Source organism: Pseudomonas sp. NFX183, assembly GCF_047943075.1.
In the GTDB taxonomy this organism is placed as follows: Bacteria; Pseudomonadota; Gammaproteobacteria; order Pseudomonadales; family Pseudomonadaceae; genus Aquipseudomonas.
The window spans coordinates 1539287-1554297 of sequence record NZ_CP181333.1 but is presented as its reverse complement, the minus strand read 5'-3'; the positions used below and the strand labels follow the sequence as shown (position 1 = coordinate 1554297).

15 protein-coding genes are annotated in these 15011 nt (G+C 60.9%); 8 read left to right on the top strand and 7 right to left on the bottom strand.

What is annotated here, in order from left to right:
* Window positions 1-151 precede the first annotated feature (151 nt).
* Complete coding sequence (locus ACM530_RS07365; protein ID WP_145160133.1) at window positions 152-859, top strand: PqiC family protein; 708 nt, start codon at window positions 152-154, stop codon at window positions 857-859.
* 205 nt (window positions 860-1064) lie between these two features.
* Here ACM530_RS07365 and ACM530_RS07360 read toward each other — a convergent pair whose 3' ends face one another.
* The gene (locus tag ACM530_RS07360) at window positions 1065-2597 is read right to left on the bottom strand and encodes an AhpA/YtjB family protein (RefSeq protein WP_242198941.1); all 1533 of its coding nucleotides are present in this window, start codon (window positions 2595-2597) and stop codon (window positions 1065-1067) included.
* Window positions 2598-2731: 134 nt separating this feature from the next.
* Between ACM530_RS07360 and serB the strand changes: the two genes are divergently transcribed.
* Window positions 2732-3946 carry a phosphoserine phosphatase SerB gene (serB, locus tag ACM530_RS07355; protein WP_416364510.1) on the top strand — a complete coding sequence of 405 codons (1215 nt, stop codon included), beginning with the start codon at window positions 2732-2734 and terminating at the stop codon, window positions 3944-3946.
* 61 nt (window positions 3947-4007) lie between these two features.
* Here serB and asd read toward each other — a convergent pair whose 3' ends face one another.
* Genes asd through ACM530_RS07340 form a run of 3 tightly spaced genes read right to left on the bottom strand, consistent with a single transcriptional unit; the run spans window position 4008 to window position 7293 of the window.
* Window positions 4008-4868 (bottom strand): archaetidylserine decarboxylase, encoded by an 861-nt coding sequence (gene asd / locus ACM530_RS07350; RefSeq protein ID WP_106577614.1) that lies wholly within the window; start codon window positions 4866-4868, stop codon window positions 4008-4010.
* 16 nt (window positions 4869-4884) lie between these two features.
* The gene (locus ACM530_RS07345) at window positions 4885-5700 is read right to left on the bottom strand and encodes a rhodanese-like domain-containing protein (RefSeq protein WP_242198946.1); all 816 of its coding nucleotides are present in this window, start codon (window positions 5698-5700) and stop codon (window positions 4885-4887) included.
* Window positions 5701-5757: 57 nt separating this feature from the next.
* Window positions 5758-7293 (bottom strand): HDOD domain-containing protein, encoded by a 1536-nt coding sequence (locus ACM530_RS07340; protein WP_416364509.1) that lies wholly within the window; start codon window positions 7291-7293, stop codon window positions 5758-5760.
* A gap of 166 nt (window positions 7294-7459) precedes the next feature.
* Here ACM530_RS07340 and motA point away from each other — a divergent pair, with 166 nt between their 5' ends.
* Both motA and motB read left to right on the top strand, forming a co-directional pair.
* Window positions 7460-8311, top strand: coding sequence for a flagellar motor stator protein MotA (motA, locus tag ACM530_RS07335; RefSeq protein ID WP_017138472.1), 852 nt, complete (start codon window positions 7460-7462; stop codon window positions 8309-8311).
* Between the two features lie 3 nt (window positions 8312-8314).
* Window positions 8315-9337 (top strand): flagellar motor protein MotB, encoded by a 1023-nt coding sequence (motB, locus tag ACM530_RS07330; RefSeq protein ID WP_145160146.1) that lies wholly within the window; start codon window positions 8315-8317, stop codon window positions 9335-9337.
* A 58-nt stretch (window positions 9338-9395) separates the two neighbouring features.
* Here motB and ACM530_RS07325 read toward each other — a convergent pair whose 3' ends face one another.
* Complete coding sequence (locus ACM530_RS07325; protein WP_145160148.1) at window positions 9396-9791, bottom strand: type II toxin-antitoxin system PemK/MazF family toxin; 396 nt, start codon at window positions 9789-9791, stop codon at window positions 9396-9398.
* A gap of 286 nt (window positions 9792-10077) precedes the next feature.
* On the bottom strand, window positions 10078-11109 hold the full coding sequence (gene rsgA, locus ACM530_RS07320; RefSeq protein ID WP_262208748.1) for a small ribosomal subunit biogenesis GTPase RsgA: 1032 nt from the start codon (window positions 11107-11109) through the stop codon (window positions 10078-10080).
* Between the two features lie 108 nt (window positions 11110-11217).
* Here rsgA and orn point away from each other — a divergent pair, with 108 nt between their 5' ends.
* Both orn and ACM530_RS07310 read left to right on the top strand, forming a co-directional pair.
* Window positions 11218-11760, top strand: a complete 543-nt coding sequence (orn, locus tag ACM530_RS07315; protein ID WP_416364508.1) for an oligoribonuclease — start codon at window positions 11218-11220, stop codon at window positions 11758-11760.
* Window positions 11761-11941: 181 nt separating this feature from the next.
* A complete protein-coding gene (locus ACM530_RS07310) occupies window positions 11942-12559 on the top strand; it encodes a trimeric intracellular cation channel family protein (RefSeq protein ID WP_177410090.1) in 618 nt (205 codons plus the stop codon).
* Here ACM530_RS07310 and queG read toward each other — a convergent pair.
* Window positions 12556-13620 carry a tRNA epoxyqueuosine(34) reductase QueG gene (gene queG, locus ACM530_RS07305; protein WP_416364507.1) on the bottom strand — a complete coding sequence of 355 codons (1065 nt, stop codon included), beginning with the start codon at window positions 13618-13620 and terminating at the stop codon, window positions 12556-12558. The two genes, ACM530_RS07310 and queG, sit on opposite strands and share 4 nt — an antisense overlap.
* Before the next feature lie 63 nt (window positions 13621-13683).
* On the opposite strand from queG, the gene ACM530_RS07300 reads away from it, so the two are divergent.
* Window positions 13684-14544 carry an NAD(P)H-hydrate dehydratase gene (locus ACM530_RS07300; RefSeq protein ID WP_416364506.1) on the top strand — a complete coding sequence of 287 codons (861 nt, stop codon included), beginning with the start codon at window positions 13684-13686 and terminating at the stop codon, window positions 14542-14544.
* Window positions 14532-15002: a tRNA (adenosine(37)-N6)-threonylcarbamoyltransferase complex ATPase subunit type 1 TsaE gene (gene tsaE, locus ACM530_RS07295; protein ID WP_145160157.1), complete on the top strand. Its 471-nt coding sequence runs from the start codon at window positions 14532-14534 to the stop codon at window positions 15000-15002. The genes ACM530_RS07300 and tsaE overlap by 13 nt, the downstream gene beginning before the upstream one ends.
* The last annotated feature ends 9 nt before the right edge of the window (window positions 15003-15011 follow it).

Genomic DNA, 15011 nt, shown 5'->3' with positions numbered 1-15011 from the left:
ATTTAACGCGTAGATCGGCGCTTTCGCGCTGGAGTCATGGAGCATATTCACGGATGATATGGCCTTTCCAGCGCCGGCGTGGCCGAGCGTATTTAGGTTATTTTTAGTATTACATTGTGGTTCGCCTTGTGGCAGCCACCTGGATGGGATGATGACTGCTCCACGCCTTCCTTTATTTTTGATGCTCGCTGGCCTTTTGGGGCTGGCGGGTTGCAGCACGCACCAACCGGTGTCGCTGTACCAGCTGGACAGCGGAAGTCCAGCTCAGCCGGCGCAAACCGCTGGCATGGCCGTATTGCTTGGCCCGGTAGTCGTAGCCGATTACCTGCAACGCGAAACCCTGCTGCAACGTCAGAACGATGGCAGCCTGCAAGGTTCCACTGACGGCCGTTGGGCGGGCAGCTTGTCGTCCGACATCAACCAGCTGATGTTGCGCCAGGTGGCCGGTCATCTGGACAGTCAGCGTGTGGTGCTCGCGCCTGCGCCAACCGGCTTTACTCCGGATGTGCAGGTGTTGCTGACCATTACGCGGCTCGACTCGGGCGCCTCGCAGCCGGCCATCCTCGACGCGCAGTGGCGTCTGATTGACCGCCGTGGCCAGGTGCGCGATAACCGCATCGTGCATTTGCAGGAAGAACACAGCGGCACCACCGCGTCCCAGGTCCAGGCCCAGGGCGTGTTGTTGCAGCATCTGGCGCAGCAGTTGTCGGTGGCGCTCAAGCCATTGGCCAACCAGCCGCCGATTGCCGAGGCACCGCGCAAGCAAGCCCCGGCTCAGGCCAAGCCCGCAGCGCCGGAAAAGCCGAAGATGCCGATGGCTACGCCGATTCGTACGGACATGGAAGTGTTCAGGTTCTGATCTGAATCGCAGACAAACAAAAGGCCCGCTTATTCAGCGGGCCTTTTTGTTTGTCTGCGATTCGAGCCATGCTGAAGATCAACTGTGGGAGCGGGCTTGCCCGCGAATGCGTTGGATCAGTCGATAAGTCTGGCGACTGACACACCGCCTTCGAGCAAACCCGCACCCACACAAGCCCACTGCTCAGTGGGCTTGGCGGTGTTCCTCAGGACTTGGTACGGGTCTCATGCATCCGCGCCAACTGCCGCTCCAGCATTGACGGATACGGCTCCATCAAGCGTTCCACACAGCTGGCGCCTTCAGGGCTGGCAATCGGGCGGATACGCGCGCGTTGGCGAATCAGCGTGTCTTCGCTGATCTTGCGCTCCACCAGCAGCAGGTTGCGGCTGTGTTGCGACAAGGCCAGCGCATCCTGGGCGATTTCAGTCAGCAGCAGGTCGATCTGGCTCATGCCAAACAGATCATCGCCCACGGTCAAACCAAGCTGCAGTTGCAAGGTGATGCCGCTGTCGGCCACTTCGATCTGCAGGGCATGGCCCAGTGCGCGCAACAACTCGCCGCAGCAAATAGCGTTGGTCAGGTAATCTTCGCCGCTGTCTTCGCTGTGGAACAGCATCAGCGTGCTGCCGTCGTTCAGGGTGTGCAGCTCGCTCTGATACAGCGAGGCGGCCTGGTCCAGGCAGTCGCGGTAGCGTTCCAGCAATTCCGTCAGGCGGGCGCGGGGCAGGCGGCGCAGTTGGTCCTGGGCGCCCAGTTGCACGGCCAATACGGCGCTGTGCTGTGGCTCGGTGTTCTTCGCCGGTTCAGGCTTAGGCGCAACCGCCGGGGTGGCGGCCGAGGTATCGCGCAGGTCGGAGAACGGGTCTTCATCATCCAGTTCATCTTCCTCAGCCTTGATGACCTGACGAGGCGCGGGCTTGAGGCCTGCCACCGGGGCACTTTCGTCAAAGCCCGGATCACGCAGGTCGCGCACTTCAAACTCGGGTTCGTCGTCGTACTCGGTGTCGTCGTACTCGGGCTCGGGTTCGACCTCGGGCACTACCGGTTCTGGAGCGAAACTGGCGTGAAGCTGGCGGGCGAGGTCGCCGATTTCATCCTGGCGATCGGTGGCCGGGGTGTGTTCGTCAATATCGCGCAGCCAGATGCGCAGTTGCATCAGCGGCGTGGAGATATGCCGGCCCAGGCGCAAGCTCAAGGCCAGGGCCAATGCCAGCAGGATCGCACTGAGGATGCCCATGCTTTGCAGGCTGATGGTCATCGGCTGCTGGAATTGCTGCATGTCCAGGCTGATGCGCAGTTGGCCGGCCTTCACATCCTGAAACGTGATGTTGCTCGAATACAAACCTTCGGCTTCACCCAGCAGGCCGTTTTTCGGGCGTTGCCCGGCTTCGGCCATGATCCGGTTGTCCACGCTGTAGATCGCGGCGTGGGCCACCAACGGGTTCTTGGTCAGGTTGTTGAGCAGCACGTTGAGGCTGAGGATGTCGTTGGACACCAGCAGCTCAGTCGCCGACGTGGCGGTCTGAGTGGTCAGGCTCTCGCCCAGGGCGTCGGCTTGCTCGTGCATGGCCTGCTTGAACTGCAAGCCCATCACGCAGGCATAGATCACCAGGGCCAGAGCGACCAGGATCACGTTATGGCTGGCGATGCGTAATGCGATCGGTACACGGCGGTGGCGCAGTGCCCGGAAGATCAGCAGGAAGAAGTTATCGGTTTTTACTGGCGTAGGCCGGTTCACTTGAGCTCGGCTCTTTAGTCCGTGAAGTTGACGCGCAGTATAGCGACAGGCCTGGGACCGGCAAAGCGCTGGCTGTGCCCGATGGTCACTGAAAGTGGGTAGAATGCGGTTTTTTTCCAGCCTGGGGGTGCGCTTTGCGCGAAATTGTCCTGATAAACATCACAGGTGTTGACCGACCGGGTCTCACCGCAGCCATTACCGGTGTGCTGGCCCAGGGTGGTGTGAACATTCTCGACATCGGCCAGGCGGTGATCCACGACACCCTGTCGTTCGGCATCCTCGTGGAAATCCCGAGTACCGAACAGGCTTCGTCGGTGCTCAAGGACATCCTGTTTACGGCGTATAAGCTCGATCAGCAGGTGCGTTTCACCCCGGTCTCCGAAGCCGACTACCAGCACTGGGTCGACGGCCAGGGCAAAAAACGCCACATCGTGACGCTGCTGACTCGCAAGGTCACCGCCGAGCAGTTGCAGCGCGTCAGCTCGATTACTGCCCAGTACGGGTTGAATATTGATCATATCGACCGTCTGTCGGGTCGCATGCCGCTCGATACGCCAGCCGACAAGGGCAAGGGCTGCATCGAGTTTTCCGTGCGCGGCGAACCGGCGGACCCGCAAGCCCTGCGCGCCGAGTTCTTGAGCGTGGCTCAGGAGCTGAATGTCGACATCGCCTTCCAGGAAGACTCGCTGTTCCGCCGTAACCGCCGCCTGGCGGTGTTCGACATGGACTCCACGCTGATTGAAGCCGAAGTCATCGACGAGTTGGCCAAGGCTGCCGGTGTGGGCGAGCAAGTGTCTGAAATCACCGAGCGCGCCATGGCCGGTGAGCTGGATTTCCGTGCCAGCTTCAAGGAGCGCCTGGCGCTGCTCAAAGGCCTGGATATGGGTGTGCTGGACTCGATCGGCGCCTCGCTGCGCCTGACCGAAGGCGCCGAAACCTTGTTCGCCGAACTCAAGCGCCTGGGCTACAAGACCGCAATTCTATCGGGCGGCTTTACCTACTTCGCCAAGCAACTGCAGGCCAAGCTGGGCATCGACTATGTGTTCGCCAACGAGCTGGAAGTGGTGGATGGCAAGGTGACGGGCGTGGCGGTGGAGCCGATTGTCGACGCTCAGCGCAAGGCGGATCTGCTGAGGGAATTGGCCCATAAGGAAGGTTTGCGTCTGGAACAGACCATTGCGGTCGGTGACGGCGCCAATGACTTGCCGATGCTGGCGATTGCCGGCTTGGGTGTGGCGTTCCGCGCCAAGCCGCTGGTCAAGCAATCGGCCAAGCAGGCGATCTCGACGTTGGGGCTGGATGGCGTGTTGTACCTGCTGGGCTTGCGCGACCGCGACGTTCAGTTGTAACTGGCAAAACGCAGTTAAAAATGTGGGAGGGGGCTTGCCCCCTCCCACATTGGGTTCGGTGTCAGGCTTTAGGAGCGGCGATGCCTTGGCCCATCTGCACCGGCGTACCCGCCACCAGTTCTTCAGCCCACTTAACCTGATCCGGCCCGAACAGCACAATTGCAGTCGAACCCAGCTTGAAGCGGCCCAGCTCCGCGCCTTTCTCCAAGTGAATCGGTGCGCGTGCAGCCTCGTCGTAGCGGAAGGTTTTCAGCTCGCGTTTTGGCGGCGTCACCAGCCCGGCCCATACGGTTTCAATCGACGCGACGATCATCGCACCTACCAACACTACAGCCATCGGGCCGCGTTCGGTGTCGAACAGGCAGACAACACGTTCGTTACGGGCAAACAGCTCAGGCACGTTTTCGGCGGTGGTCTGGTTGACCGAGAAAATCCGCCCCGGCACGTAGACCATCTCGCGAAGCGTACCGGCCAGCGGCATATGCACGCGGTGGTAGTCCTTTGGCGACAGATAAATAGTGGCGAAATCACCGCCCATAAACGGTGCAGCCAATGCTGCATCGCCGCCCAGCAATTCCAGCACGCTGAAGCTGTGGCCCTTGGCCTGGAACACGCGGCCGTGTTCGATTGGGCCAAGCTGGCTGACGGCGCCGTCGGCCGGGCTGAGTACCGCGCCTGGGGTTTGATCCAGCGGGCGCGCGCCGTCTTTCAAGGCGCGGGTGAAGAAGGCGTTGAAATGCTCGTAGGCGGTCAAGTCTTCAACCAGGGCTTGGGACATGTCCACCTGGTAGCGCTTGGCGAACCAGGCGGTGAAGGCGTTCTTGAACCAGCGCACGCGGCACTCGGCGATGCAGCCGGCCAGTCGCGAGAGCAAGTGGTGCGGCAGCAAGTACTGGCTGAGGATAAACAACTGCTTTTTCATTAACTGTCCTTAAACCTTAAATCTCAACGGGGGTGTCGGGGTGGTTGCCCCATTCGCCCCAGGAACCGGCATAACCTTTGACTCGCGGATAACCGAGCGCCTTGGCCACCAGGTAGGTGAAGCCAGAGCGGTGGTGAGTCTGGCAGTGGGTGATGATTTCTTTGTCTTTGGTCAACCCGAGGTCTTCGAGGATCTGCGGCATGTCGCGACGGATGCGCAGGTTGCGCGCCTTGTCCATGCCGGCGGTCCATTCGAAGTTCACGGCGCCGGGGATGTGTCCGCCCTTGGCGGCGAGCACTTTCTCGCCGGAATATTCCAGCGGGCCGCGGGCATCCCAGATACCCAGGTCGGCCGCGCCGAGTCGGCTTTGCAGGTATTCGCGAGTGGCCGTGGGGCCGTCATGCAGCGTGAGGCTGACAGGGCCGCCGACGGGGGCGGGCACTTCGGTGGAAACTGGGTATTTCTCTTCCAGCCAGGCCAGCAGGCCGCCGTCCAGGTAGTGGTATTTCTGGTGGCCGATCACGTCGAGCATCCAGATGAAGCGCCCGGCCCAGCCGCCGCCTTCGTCGTCGTAGACCACGTAGGTGGCATCCGGGGTGTGGCCCAGTTCGCCGAACAGTTTTTCGAGGTCGGCCTTGGGCGGCAGCAAACCGGGTGCGGGGGCCTGGCCCAGTTGGGTGCGCTTGGGGTCAACGAAATGCGCGCCGGGGATATGCCCTTCGGCGTAGCGGGCGGCACTGGTGAGGTCCACCAGAATCAGGTGTTCGGCATCCAGTTGACCGAGCAGGTCGCTGGACTCGATCACCAGCGGCAAGCCAGAGAAGTCAGGCATGTGAGGTCTCCTGGGCACAATTGTTGGCGATAAAAGAGGGCGATTGTAGCGCAAGCATCAAGCGCTGCGGTTGGTAAAGCTGTGCAGCGCTTTCTCGATGCATTGAGCGGTTTTGCCGAAGGCCTGCACGGTGGTTTCCGAGAAGGGTCCGCCGCCCTGATCGGCGACCATCAGCATCACGACCTTGCCGTTGCAGCTCAAGGAGCGCAGCAACAGGTGTTCGCCATTGAACAGGCGGCGCAGGATCGGCGGCAGCAAGGCTGAGAACTGTGCGTGATTGTCTGGCGTGAGGCGTACCTGGGCAGACTTTTCCAGCAGGCGCTGCAGCAGCGTGCTGTTGACCACATCCAGGCTCAGGTTCGCCGCGTCCTTGGGCAAGCCGTCGGCCTGGTGCACGCGCAAGGTGCTCAAGGCGCGGTCCGCCATGAACAACAAGACGCGCTGCATGCCACTGGCGACCAAGGCTTCTCGGGCACAGGTGGTCAGGTGCATGGCATTGGCAAAACGGCTCGGTTCGACCAGCAGCTCGGTGCAACGCTTGCGCCACACGGCGAGTGCCTCGGCAGTGGGCGGCGGCGCCGGCAACAGGCCGCGATGGATTTTCTGCACATGCCACGGCCAGATCAGCGACAACGCCGGGTGCCAGAGGTCAGGCATCAAGGTCGCGCGTGCGCTGGTCACCGCTTGCTGGTGAACCTGTTGCTGCACGTCACTCAGCGGCTCTTGCAGGTACAACGCGGTGAGGTACTGCCAGCGCTCGGTGTGCGGGCAGGTCCAGGATTCCTGCGCCGACATCGCCAGGCCGTTGGCCAGCAGCACAGTGTTGGCCGGCTGGTTCAGCCAGCGGCGCAGGTTGGGTTCGGCGTCGAGCAATTGCTGTTGGCGCAGCGCGTCGTCTTCACGGGCGATGTGCAGCGCCTTGACCAGCAAGCGCTGTTCGGTCAGCAGCAGGTTATAGCCTTGGGAGACCCAGATCGGCAGGTGCCAGGCTTCGGTCAAGCCGCGGCACAAGTCCAGCAGGCGCACGCCGAACAATGCCTGTTCGACCTTGTGTGCCGACTGGCCTTTGTGGATCACCCGCAGTTCCCATTCTTCCAGAAGCTTGGGGTAGGCGACGGCCATCGGCCACAGCGGCGACAGAAACAGCAGGCTGCCCCAATGAATGTCTTGCCACAACCGCGCGAGGCGGCTGGCGAACAAACCGTTGGCTTGCTGGGAAGCGTGCTGGCTCACCAGCAGCAGTTGGCGCAGGGCCACCGGAATGTCTTTTTCCGGCACTGAGGGCAGGCGCGCCAATAACTCCTCGGCGCGTTTGAGGCCGAGGCGGTTGAGCGCCACTTCGAGGTTTTCCGCCGGCCCTGACAGGCTGCCATGGGCCTGGCCGTTGGCCTCGCGCATCACGCTGAGCACCAGCGCCGGGCTGTGTTGCATCAGCTCGGCAATATCCCGTAAAGAACTACGGCTATCGCGGATGGCCTTGCACACGCGTTCGTGACTAGCCTGAGGAACAGGCAGCAGCACATCGTCCAGGCGCTTTATCCAAGCCGCGAGGGTAGTGGGTTTTGTCGTTGGAGCTGTCGTTTCATTAGCCATGATTGGGGCGCGATCATCACTTGCGTTCTACACGCCCGGAACGGGCCGAATTGGCTTTTCGCCTTAACGGGCTATAGTCTGGCGCAGTTTTGCCGATAAGTAGAACAAGAGTTTTCAGCTTCACCCAATATGTCCATGAACCCGACGGCGCAAGTACCAATCTCCTATGGCTAAAATTATCGGCATCATCGTCGTCATCGCAAGTGTGCTCGGTGGGTACGTCCTGTCCCACGGTAAAATTGCCGCGCTGATCCAGCCCTTCGAAGTGTTGATCATCGGCGGTGCCGCGTTTGGCGCATTCCTGCAGGCCAACCCCGGCTACATGACCATGCACGTGATCAAGAAGTCGCTGGGCATGTTCAGCTCACGCTTCTCCCACACCTTTTATTTGGAAGTGCTGGGACTGATCTACGAGATCCTCAACAAGAGTCGTCGCGAAGGCATGATGGCCATCGAAGGCGACATCGAAGACGCCGCCGCCAGCCCGATTTTCGCCAAGTACCCGGCGGTGCTCAAAGATGAGCGCATGACTGCCTACATCTGCGATTACCTGCGCATCATGTCCTCCGGCAACATGGCGCCGCACGAGTTGGAAGGCCTGTTCGACATGGAGCTGTTCAGCCTTAAGGAAGAGCTGGAGCATCCGTCCCACGCCGTGACCGGCGTTGCCGACGGCATGCCCGGTTTCGGTATCGTCGCGGCGGTACTCGGCATCGTGGTGACCATGGCTTCCCTGGGCGAAGGCGACCAGAAGGCCATCGGCATGCACGTGGGCGCGGCCCTGGTGGGTACCTTCTTCGGTATTCTCGCCGCTTACGGCTTCTTCGGCCCACTGGCCACTTCCCTGGCGCACGATGCCAAGGAAGAAGTGAATTTGTACGAAGCGATCAAGGCCTGCCTGGTGGCTTCGGCGTCCGGCATGCCGCCATCGCTGGCAGTGGAGTTCGGGCGCAAGGTGCTGTACCCGAAACATCGCCCAAGTTTTGCCGAGCTGGAACAAGCGGTTCGCGGTCGCTAAGTCATGGAAAACAACCAGCCGATAATCATCAAGCGCGTCAAGCGCTTCGCTGCGGGGCACCATGGCGGCGCCTGGAAAATCGCCTTCGCCGACTTTGCGACGGCGATGATGGCGTTCTTCCTGGTGCTGTGGCTGATGTCCACCGCCACGCCCGAACAGAAGATCGCCATCGCCGGTTACTTCAAAGACCCGATTGGCTTTTCGGAAAGCGGCACGCCGTTTGTGATTGACCTGGGCGGCTCGCCGCAGCTGGCGCCTGAGCGCACCATCAACCCGGAGGTCAAGACCGAAGCGCCGCAGGAAAAAATCCCGATCGAGCGCGACACCGTCGAATCGATGGCCGAGCAGGTCGAGCAGGAACGCCTGGAATTGTTGCTGCAGGAACTGCAGACCAAGGTTGAAGAGAACCCGCAGTTGCTGAAGTTCAAGGATCAGATTTCTTTCGAGATCACGCCGGAAGGCTTGCGCATCCAGATCACCGACGCCGCCAACCGGCCGATGTTCGACTCCGGCAGCGCGCGCCTGAAACCGTACTTTGAAGACATCCTGCTGGCCATGGCTGACACCATCAAGGCGGTGCCGAACAAGATCAGCATCAGCGGCCACACTGACGCCAAGCCGTATGCGGGCCAGGGTGACTTCGGCAACTGGGAACTCTCGGCCAACCGCGCCAACGCCGCCCGCCGTGCGCTGGTAGCGGGCAGCTACCCGGACCCGCAAGTGGCGCGCGTGGTGGGTTTTGCGTCGTCGCAGCTGTTTGATCCTAAAGACCCGTTCAACCCGATCAACCGTCGGATTGATATTGTCGTGCTGACCAAAAAGGCCCAGCGTGCGATCGAAGGCGATCAGGGCGCAGCGCCGGCGGCACCGGCCCAAGGCGAGGGCGCACCGGGCGAAGTGCCGGCCGACCCGAACGCGATTCCGCCAGGGCAGGAGCCGCTGCCGGCCCACGAGCTGCGGCAGAAGCTGAACCTGTTTGATGATGGTGGGGTGAAAGATCCTACGGCGCCTGCGCCAGGCTCCTAGTGGTCTTTACACAACATCAATGAAAACGCCCCGATAATCGGGGCGTTTTCAATTCTGCTCAGAGTGGCAGGTAGGCTTTGATACCACTAATTACGCCTCGCATGTCATCGCTGCACAGGCGCGGCACGAAATACTCTCGTCCTTTGGCGCGTGTTTTTCTGTGGAGTTTGTCGAGGCGTTCGAAGCTGACGGTATAAATCATGTCGCACTTCACCCAGAGCTGTTTATAGCCATCGGATTGAAGGGGATTGGTTCGCAACAGATGGTGCCAGTCGTGCTGGATATCTGGCGCGGTGGAGGAGATCGGCACCACTGTGCAGAGCTTGCGGCTGTGGGTTGCGGTGGGGGATATCACTACGACTTTGCGGATCTTCAGCATTTCCGGAGCCACAAAGCCGCGGGTGAAGTCGCAGAGCAGCACATCGCCTTGTTTGGGGTGATAGTAGAGAGCCAAGTGTTAATTCCCCACAAAAAGCAAAGCCGCCCGAAGGCGGCTTCATTCGACACGCAGCGGAGCTTGCTTCGCCCCTTCTGCGCCGCTGGATCAACCCCGAAAAGGATCCAGACTCCTGCCAGCTTTCGCTGGTGACGGAGCAATTATGGGCATCGGGAAATCCGAATACAAGCTGGCTTGTGCGTATGAGCCACCCAGTTGGTCCGGATTCTTGATGCCTGCTCCTACTAAATCAATGGGCTAGGGCCTGCAGTGCCCTAGTTTATGTGTGTCAAGAAATGGATGGTCAGTAACTGCTCTCGGGCAAGCTCGCAATAATCGACCGATAGCTGTTCATGCGCTGCTGCTGAACGCGACCATCTTCCAGCGCCTTGAGCAGTGCACAGCCCGGCTCGCGGTCGTGTTTGCAGTCGCGGAAGCGGCAGGTGCCGATCAGGTCGTTGAACTCGATGAAACCCGCTTCCACATCGGCACGGCTGACGTGGCCGAGGCCGAATTCACGGATGCCTGGGGAGTCGATCAGTTCGCCGCCGCCGGGGAAGTGGAACAACCGCGCGGTGGTGGTGGTGTGGGTGCCCTGGCCGGACAGTTCCGACAGCGGGCCCACGCGTGTGTCGACTTCTGGCAGCAAGCTGTTGACCAGCGACGACTTGCCCACGCCCGACTGGCCGACGAACACACTGATGCGCCCGTCCAACTGCTGTTGCAGCTGTTCCATGCCATTGCCGTGATGCGCCGAGACTTCCAGCACCGGGTAACCCAGCGTGCGGTAGACCGCCAGCAGCGCGTTGAGCGCCGGGGCGTTTTGCTCGTCGATCAAGTCGAACTTGTTCAACAGCAACAGCGGGCGAATGCCGGCATGCTCGGCCGCGACCAGGTAACGGTCGATCAGATTGGCATGCGGCTCGGGCAGCGGCGCGAACACGATCACGATCATGTCGACGTTGGCGGCCACCGGCTTGAGCTGGCCGCGGCTGTCAGGGCGACGCAATTCGGTGGTGCGGGGCAACTGGGCGACGATCACGCCGATCCCCTGGTTGCCGGCGCGCCACACGACCTTGTCGCCGGTCACCAACGCAGGCAGGTTGGCGCGCAAGTGGCAGCGGGAAACAGAGCCTGCGAGTTCGCCTTCCAGCGCCTCGACTTCGACCTGCACACCAAAGTGCGCGATCACCAGGCCCGTCTGTTCGGGGCCCAGGTCGCCGCCCTCGAGCGCCTCTACGGCGGAGGATTCACGTTTGGCGGCGCGCGCTGCGCGTTCACCTTGGATCTTTTCGATGCGCCAGTTTTGGCGACGATTGAGCTGGCGTTTGGCCATGGGTGTTCCGTGTCGATAATGCAAAAGTTAGGTAAAACGGTCGCGAGTCTAGCACGCCCCTGCCTGCTAAACTGCGCAGCTACGCCAAGGTGCCAAGAGAATCAAGCCATGCAAAACCCACAGAACCTGATTTGGATCGATCTGGAAATGACCGGTCTGAACCCCGACACCGACGTCATCATCGAGATGGCGACGATTGTCACCGACAGCAATCTCAACACCTTGGCCGAAGGTCCGGTGATCGCCATTCACCACAGCGACGCCGTCCTCGCCACCATGGATGAATGGAACACGCGCACCCACGGCAACTCCGGACTGACCCAGCGGGTGCGAGACAGCCGCATCAGCATGGGCGACGCCGAAGCTGAAACCATCGCCTTCCTGGAAAAATGGGTGCCCAAGGGCAAGTCGCCGATCTGCGGCAACAGCATCTGCCAGGATCGCCGCTTCCTTTATACGCACATGAAAGCGCTGGAAAGCTACTTCCACTACCGCAACCTCGATGTGTCGACGCTCAAAGAGCTGGCCGCACGCTGGGCGCCGGAAGTCAAAGACAGCTTCCATAAAGGCAGCACGCATTTGGCGTTGGATGACATTCGCGAGTCGATTGCTGAGCTGCAGCATTACCGTAAGCATTTCATCAAAGCTTGAATCTGTGGCGCCTAGCCCGGCGCCATCGCAGGCAAGCCAGCTCCCACATTTTGATGTGTGAATACATTCAAGTGTGGGAGCTGGCTTGCCTGCGATGCTGTTGACGCGGTCTTTCGCCTGGCGCCCCCTTTTGGTGCCATCACCAAATGATTAGACTGCGCGCCTCATTGCAAGGATCGCCATCATGCTGTTGATGCTCTACCTCATCGCCATCACCGCCGAAGCCATGACCGGCGCGCTGTCCGCCGGGCGGCGTGGCATGGACTGGTTTGGGGTGGTGCTGATTGCTTGCGTCACGGCATTGGGCGGTGGTTCGGTGCGCGATGTGTTGCTTGGGCATTACCCGTTGACCTGGGTCAAACACCCGGAATACCTGGTGCTGACGTCCATCGCTGCCTTGGTGACGATTTTTATTGCACCGTTGATGCGCCACCTGCGTTCACTGTTCCTGGCGCTGGACGCCGTGGGCCTGGTGGCGTTCACCTTGATCGGCTGCATGACCGCCCTGGAAATGGGCCACGGCATGTTGGTGGCGTCAGTCAGCGGCGTGATCACTGGCGTATTTGGCGGCATCCTGCGGGATATTTTCTGCAACGACATCCCGCTGATCTTCCGCCGCGAGCTGTACGCCAGCGTGTCGTTCCTTGCCGCCTGGTTCTACATGCTCTGCCTTTATCTGCAGTTGCCCAGCGAGCAAGCAATTCTGCTGACCTTGTTCAGCGGCTTTCTGTTGCGCCTGCTGGCCATCCGTTTTCACTGGGAAATGCCCAAGTTCGTCTACAACGACGACGTGCACTAGCGCGTAGCGTGCTGGTTGAGTGCCCACTCGACGTGTTCGCGCACCAAGTCCGATGGGTAATCCCGGCGCGCCTTCAAGGCTTCAAGCACTGGAATGCTCGACGGCGCATTGCCCAGGCCCACGGCCAGGTTGCGCAGCCAGCGTTCATAACCGGCGCGGCGTAGTGGCGAACCTTCGGTGCTGCTGAGAAATTTATCCTCGTCCCACATAAACAATTCGGCCAGCTCGGCGTTATCCAGGTTGTGCCGAGGCTTGAAATCGCCTTCGTCGGTAGGTCGGGCGAAACGATTCCACGGGCAAACGATCTGACAGTCATCGCAACCGAACACGCGATTGCCGATCAGCGGGCGCAGGTCTTCAGGAATCGAGCTTTTGAGCTCGATGGTGAGGTAGGAAATGCAGCGTCGTGCGTCCAGTACATAGGGACCGACAAACGCGTTGGTGGGGCAAATATCCAGGCAAGCAGTGCAGCGGCCGCAGTGCTCGGTGGCGTGAGGCGGATCTACCGGCAGTGGCAAATCGACAAACAGCTCGCTGAGGAAGAAATAGCTGCCGGCCTTGCGATTGAGCACCAGGGTGTTTTTGCCGATCCAGCCGAGACCGGCTTGCTCGGCAATGGCTTTTTCCAGCACCGGCGCGCTGTCGACAAACGCGCGAAAGCCAAACGGGCCGATCTGGGCCTGAATGCGATCGGCCAGTTGCTGCACGCGCTTGCGGATCAGCTTGTGGTAATCGCGGCCGAGGGCGTAACGGGATATGTAGGCTTTTTCTGGCTTGGCCAGCAACTGCGCCATTTGGGTGTCGCCTGGCAGATAATCCATGCGCAGCGAGACCACGCGCAGCGTGCCCGGCACCAGTTCATCAGGGTGCGAGCGTTTGCTGCCATGGGCGCCCATGTAGTCCATCTCGCCGTGGTAGCCCGCGTCGAGCCAGCGTTGCAGGTGCTGTTCATGCTCGGCCAGGTCCAGGCCGCTGATGCCGACTTGTTGAAAGCCCAGCTCGCGACCCCAGTCTTTGATCGATTGGGCAAGGGCGGGCAAATCGGTGGTGATGGCAGGCATGAGACAAGGGAAACCGCAGGTGAGATAGGTATAATTCTGCCAGACATCGGAGCTTGAAGACGCATGCCGCAGACAAAACACGCAATAACCGACGTACAGCCGCTGTTGCACGGCCATTTGCCGCAACTGGCTGCACGCTCTCCGGATGCCCATAAAGGCCAGTTCGGTCACCTGCTGGTCATCGGCGGCGACCACGGCTTTGGCGGCGCCGCGCTGCTGAGCGCCGAAAGCGCCTTGCGCAGCGGCGCGGGCATGGTCTCGCTGGCCACCCGCCCTGAGCACGTCCCCGCCGCACTGACGCGCCTGCCGGAAGTCATGACGGTTGGCGTGAGCTCGGCCAATCAGTTGATGGGGCTGCTGGAAAAAATTTCGGTGATCGTCATCGGTCCAGGCCTCGCAGAGGCGTCCTGGGGCAAAAGCCTGTTATCCGTCGCCGCCAACGCCAAACAGGCGCAAGTCTGGGATGCGGACGCCTTGAATCAACTGGCTACCGGCAGCGTCAGCCTGCCGGCCAACTCGGTGATCACGCCACATCCTGGCGAAGCAGCGCGCTTGATGGGCATGAAGACAGCCGAGGTTCAGGCCGATCGCCTTAAGGTGGCGCGCGCGTTGAGCCAGAAATTCAATGCAGTGGCTATTCTCAAGGGTGCTGGCAGTTTGATTGCCAGCCCGGACGGGCGTGTTTCGCGCTGTGACCAGGGCCACCCGGCGATGGCCACGGCGGGCCTGGGCGATGTGTTGAGTGGTCTGGTCGGCGCGTTGCTGGCCCAGGGCATGCCGGCTTATGAAGCCAGCTGCCTGGCGGTGTGGTTGCACGCCACGGCGGGGGATCGCCAAGGCACTTTCGGTCGCGGGCTGGCTGCCAGCGACCTGATACCTGCCATTCGTCAATTGCTGGAGGAGCAGTCACCGTGTCTGAAGTAACGCTTTTTCTGGGCGATGAAGACGCCATGGTTGCGTTCGGAAATCGCATTGCCCAAGTCACAAACGGCGCGGGGCTGATCTTTCTCGAAGGCGACCTGGGGGCGGGCAAGACCACGCTGTCACGCGGCATTATTCGCGGGTTGGGCCACACGGGCGCGGTAAAAAGCCCGACGTTCACTCTGGTCGAACCCTACGAGATCGGTAGGGTTCGCGCCTTCCATTTCGACCTGTATCGTCTGGTCGATCCGGAAGAACTGGAATACATGGGCATCCGTGATTACTTCGACGAAGACGCTTTGTGCCTGATCGAGTGGCCAGATAAAGGCACAGGCTTTTTGCCAAAGCCGGACCTGACCATTACCATTACGCCGCATGACCACGGACGTCAGCTGAAGTTGTTGCCCCAGAGCGCGCGCGGTGAGTCGTGGTGCGCCGCTCTGGCACTGGAATTCAAATAAAATTGGTGG

What these genes read in the sequence shown, in the direction of transcription:
- ACM530_RS07365 (WP_145160133.1), top strand. Translation starts at nt 152, where the DNA reads ATGACTGCTCCACGCCTTCCTTTATTTTTGATGCTCGCTGGCCTTTTG.
- asd (WP_106577614.1), bottom strand. Translation starts at nt 4,868, where the DNA reads ATGAAAAAGCAGTTGTTTATCCTCAGCCAGTACTTGCTGCCGCACCAC.
- ACM530_RS07345 (WP_242198946.1), bottom strand. Translation starts at nt 5,700, where the DNA reads ATGCCTGACTTCTCTGGCTTGCCGCTGGTGATCGAGTCCAGCGACCTG.
- ACM530_RS07340 (WP_416364509.1), bottom strand. Translation starts at nt 7,293, where the DNA reads ATGGCTAATGAAACGACAGCTCCAACGACAAAACCCACTACCCTCGCG.
- motA (WP_017138472.1), top strand. Translation starts at nt 7,460, where the DNA reads ATGGCTAAAATTATCGGCATCATCGTCGTCATCGCAAGTGTGCTCGGT.
- motB (WP_145160146.1), top strand. Translation starts at nt 8,315, where the DNA reads ATGGAAAACAACCAGCCGATAATCATCAAGCGCGTCAAGCGCTTCGCT.
- rsgA (WP_262208748.1), bottom strand. Translation starts at nt 11,109, where the DNA reads ATGGCCAAACGCCAGCTCAATCGTCGCCAAAACTGGCGCATCGAAAAG.
- orn (WP_416364508.1), top strand. Translation starts at nt 11,218, where the DNA reads ATGCAAAACCCACAGAACCTGATTTGGATCGATCTGGAAATGACCGGT.
- queG (WP_416364507.1), bottom strand. Translation starts at nt 13,620, where the DNA reads ATGCCTGCCATCACCACCGATTTGCCCGCCCTTGCCCAATCGATCAAA.
- ACM530_RS07300 (WP_416364506.1), top strand. Translation starts at nt 13,684, where the DNA reads ATGCCGCAGACAAAACACGCAATAACCGACGTACAGCCGCTGTTGCAC.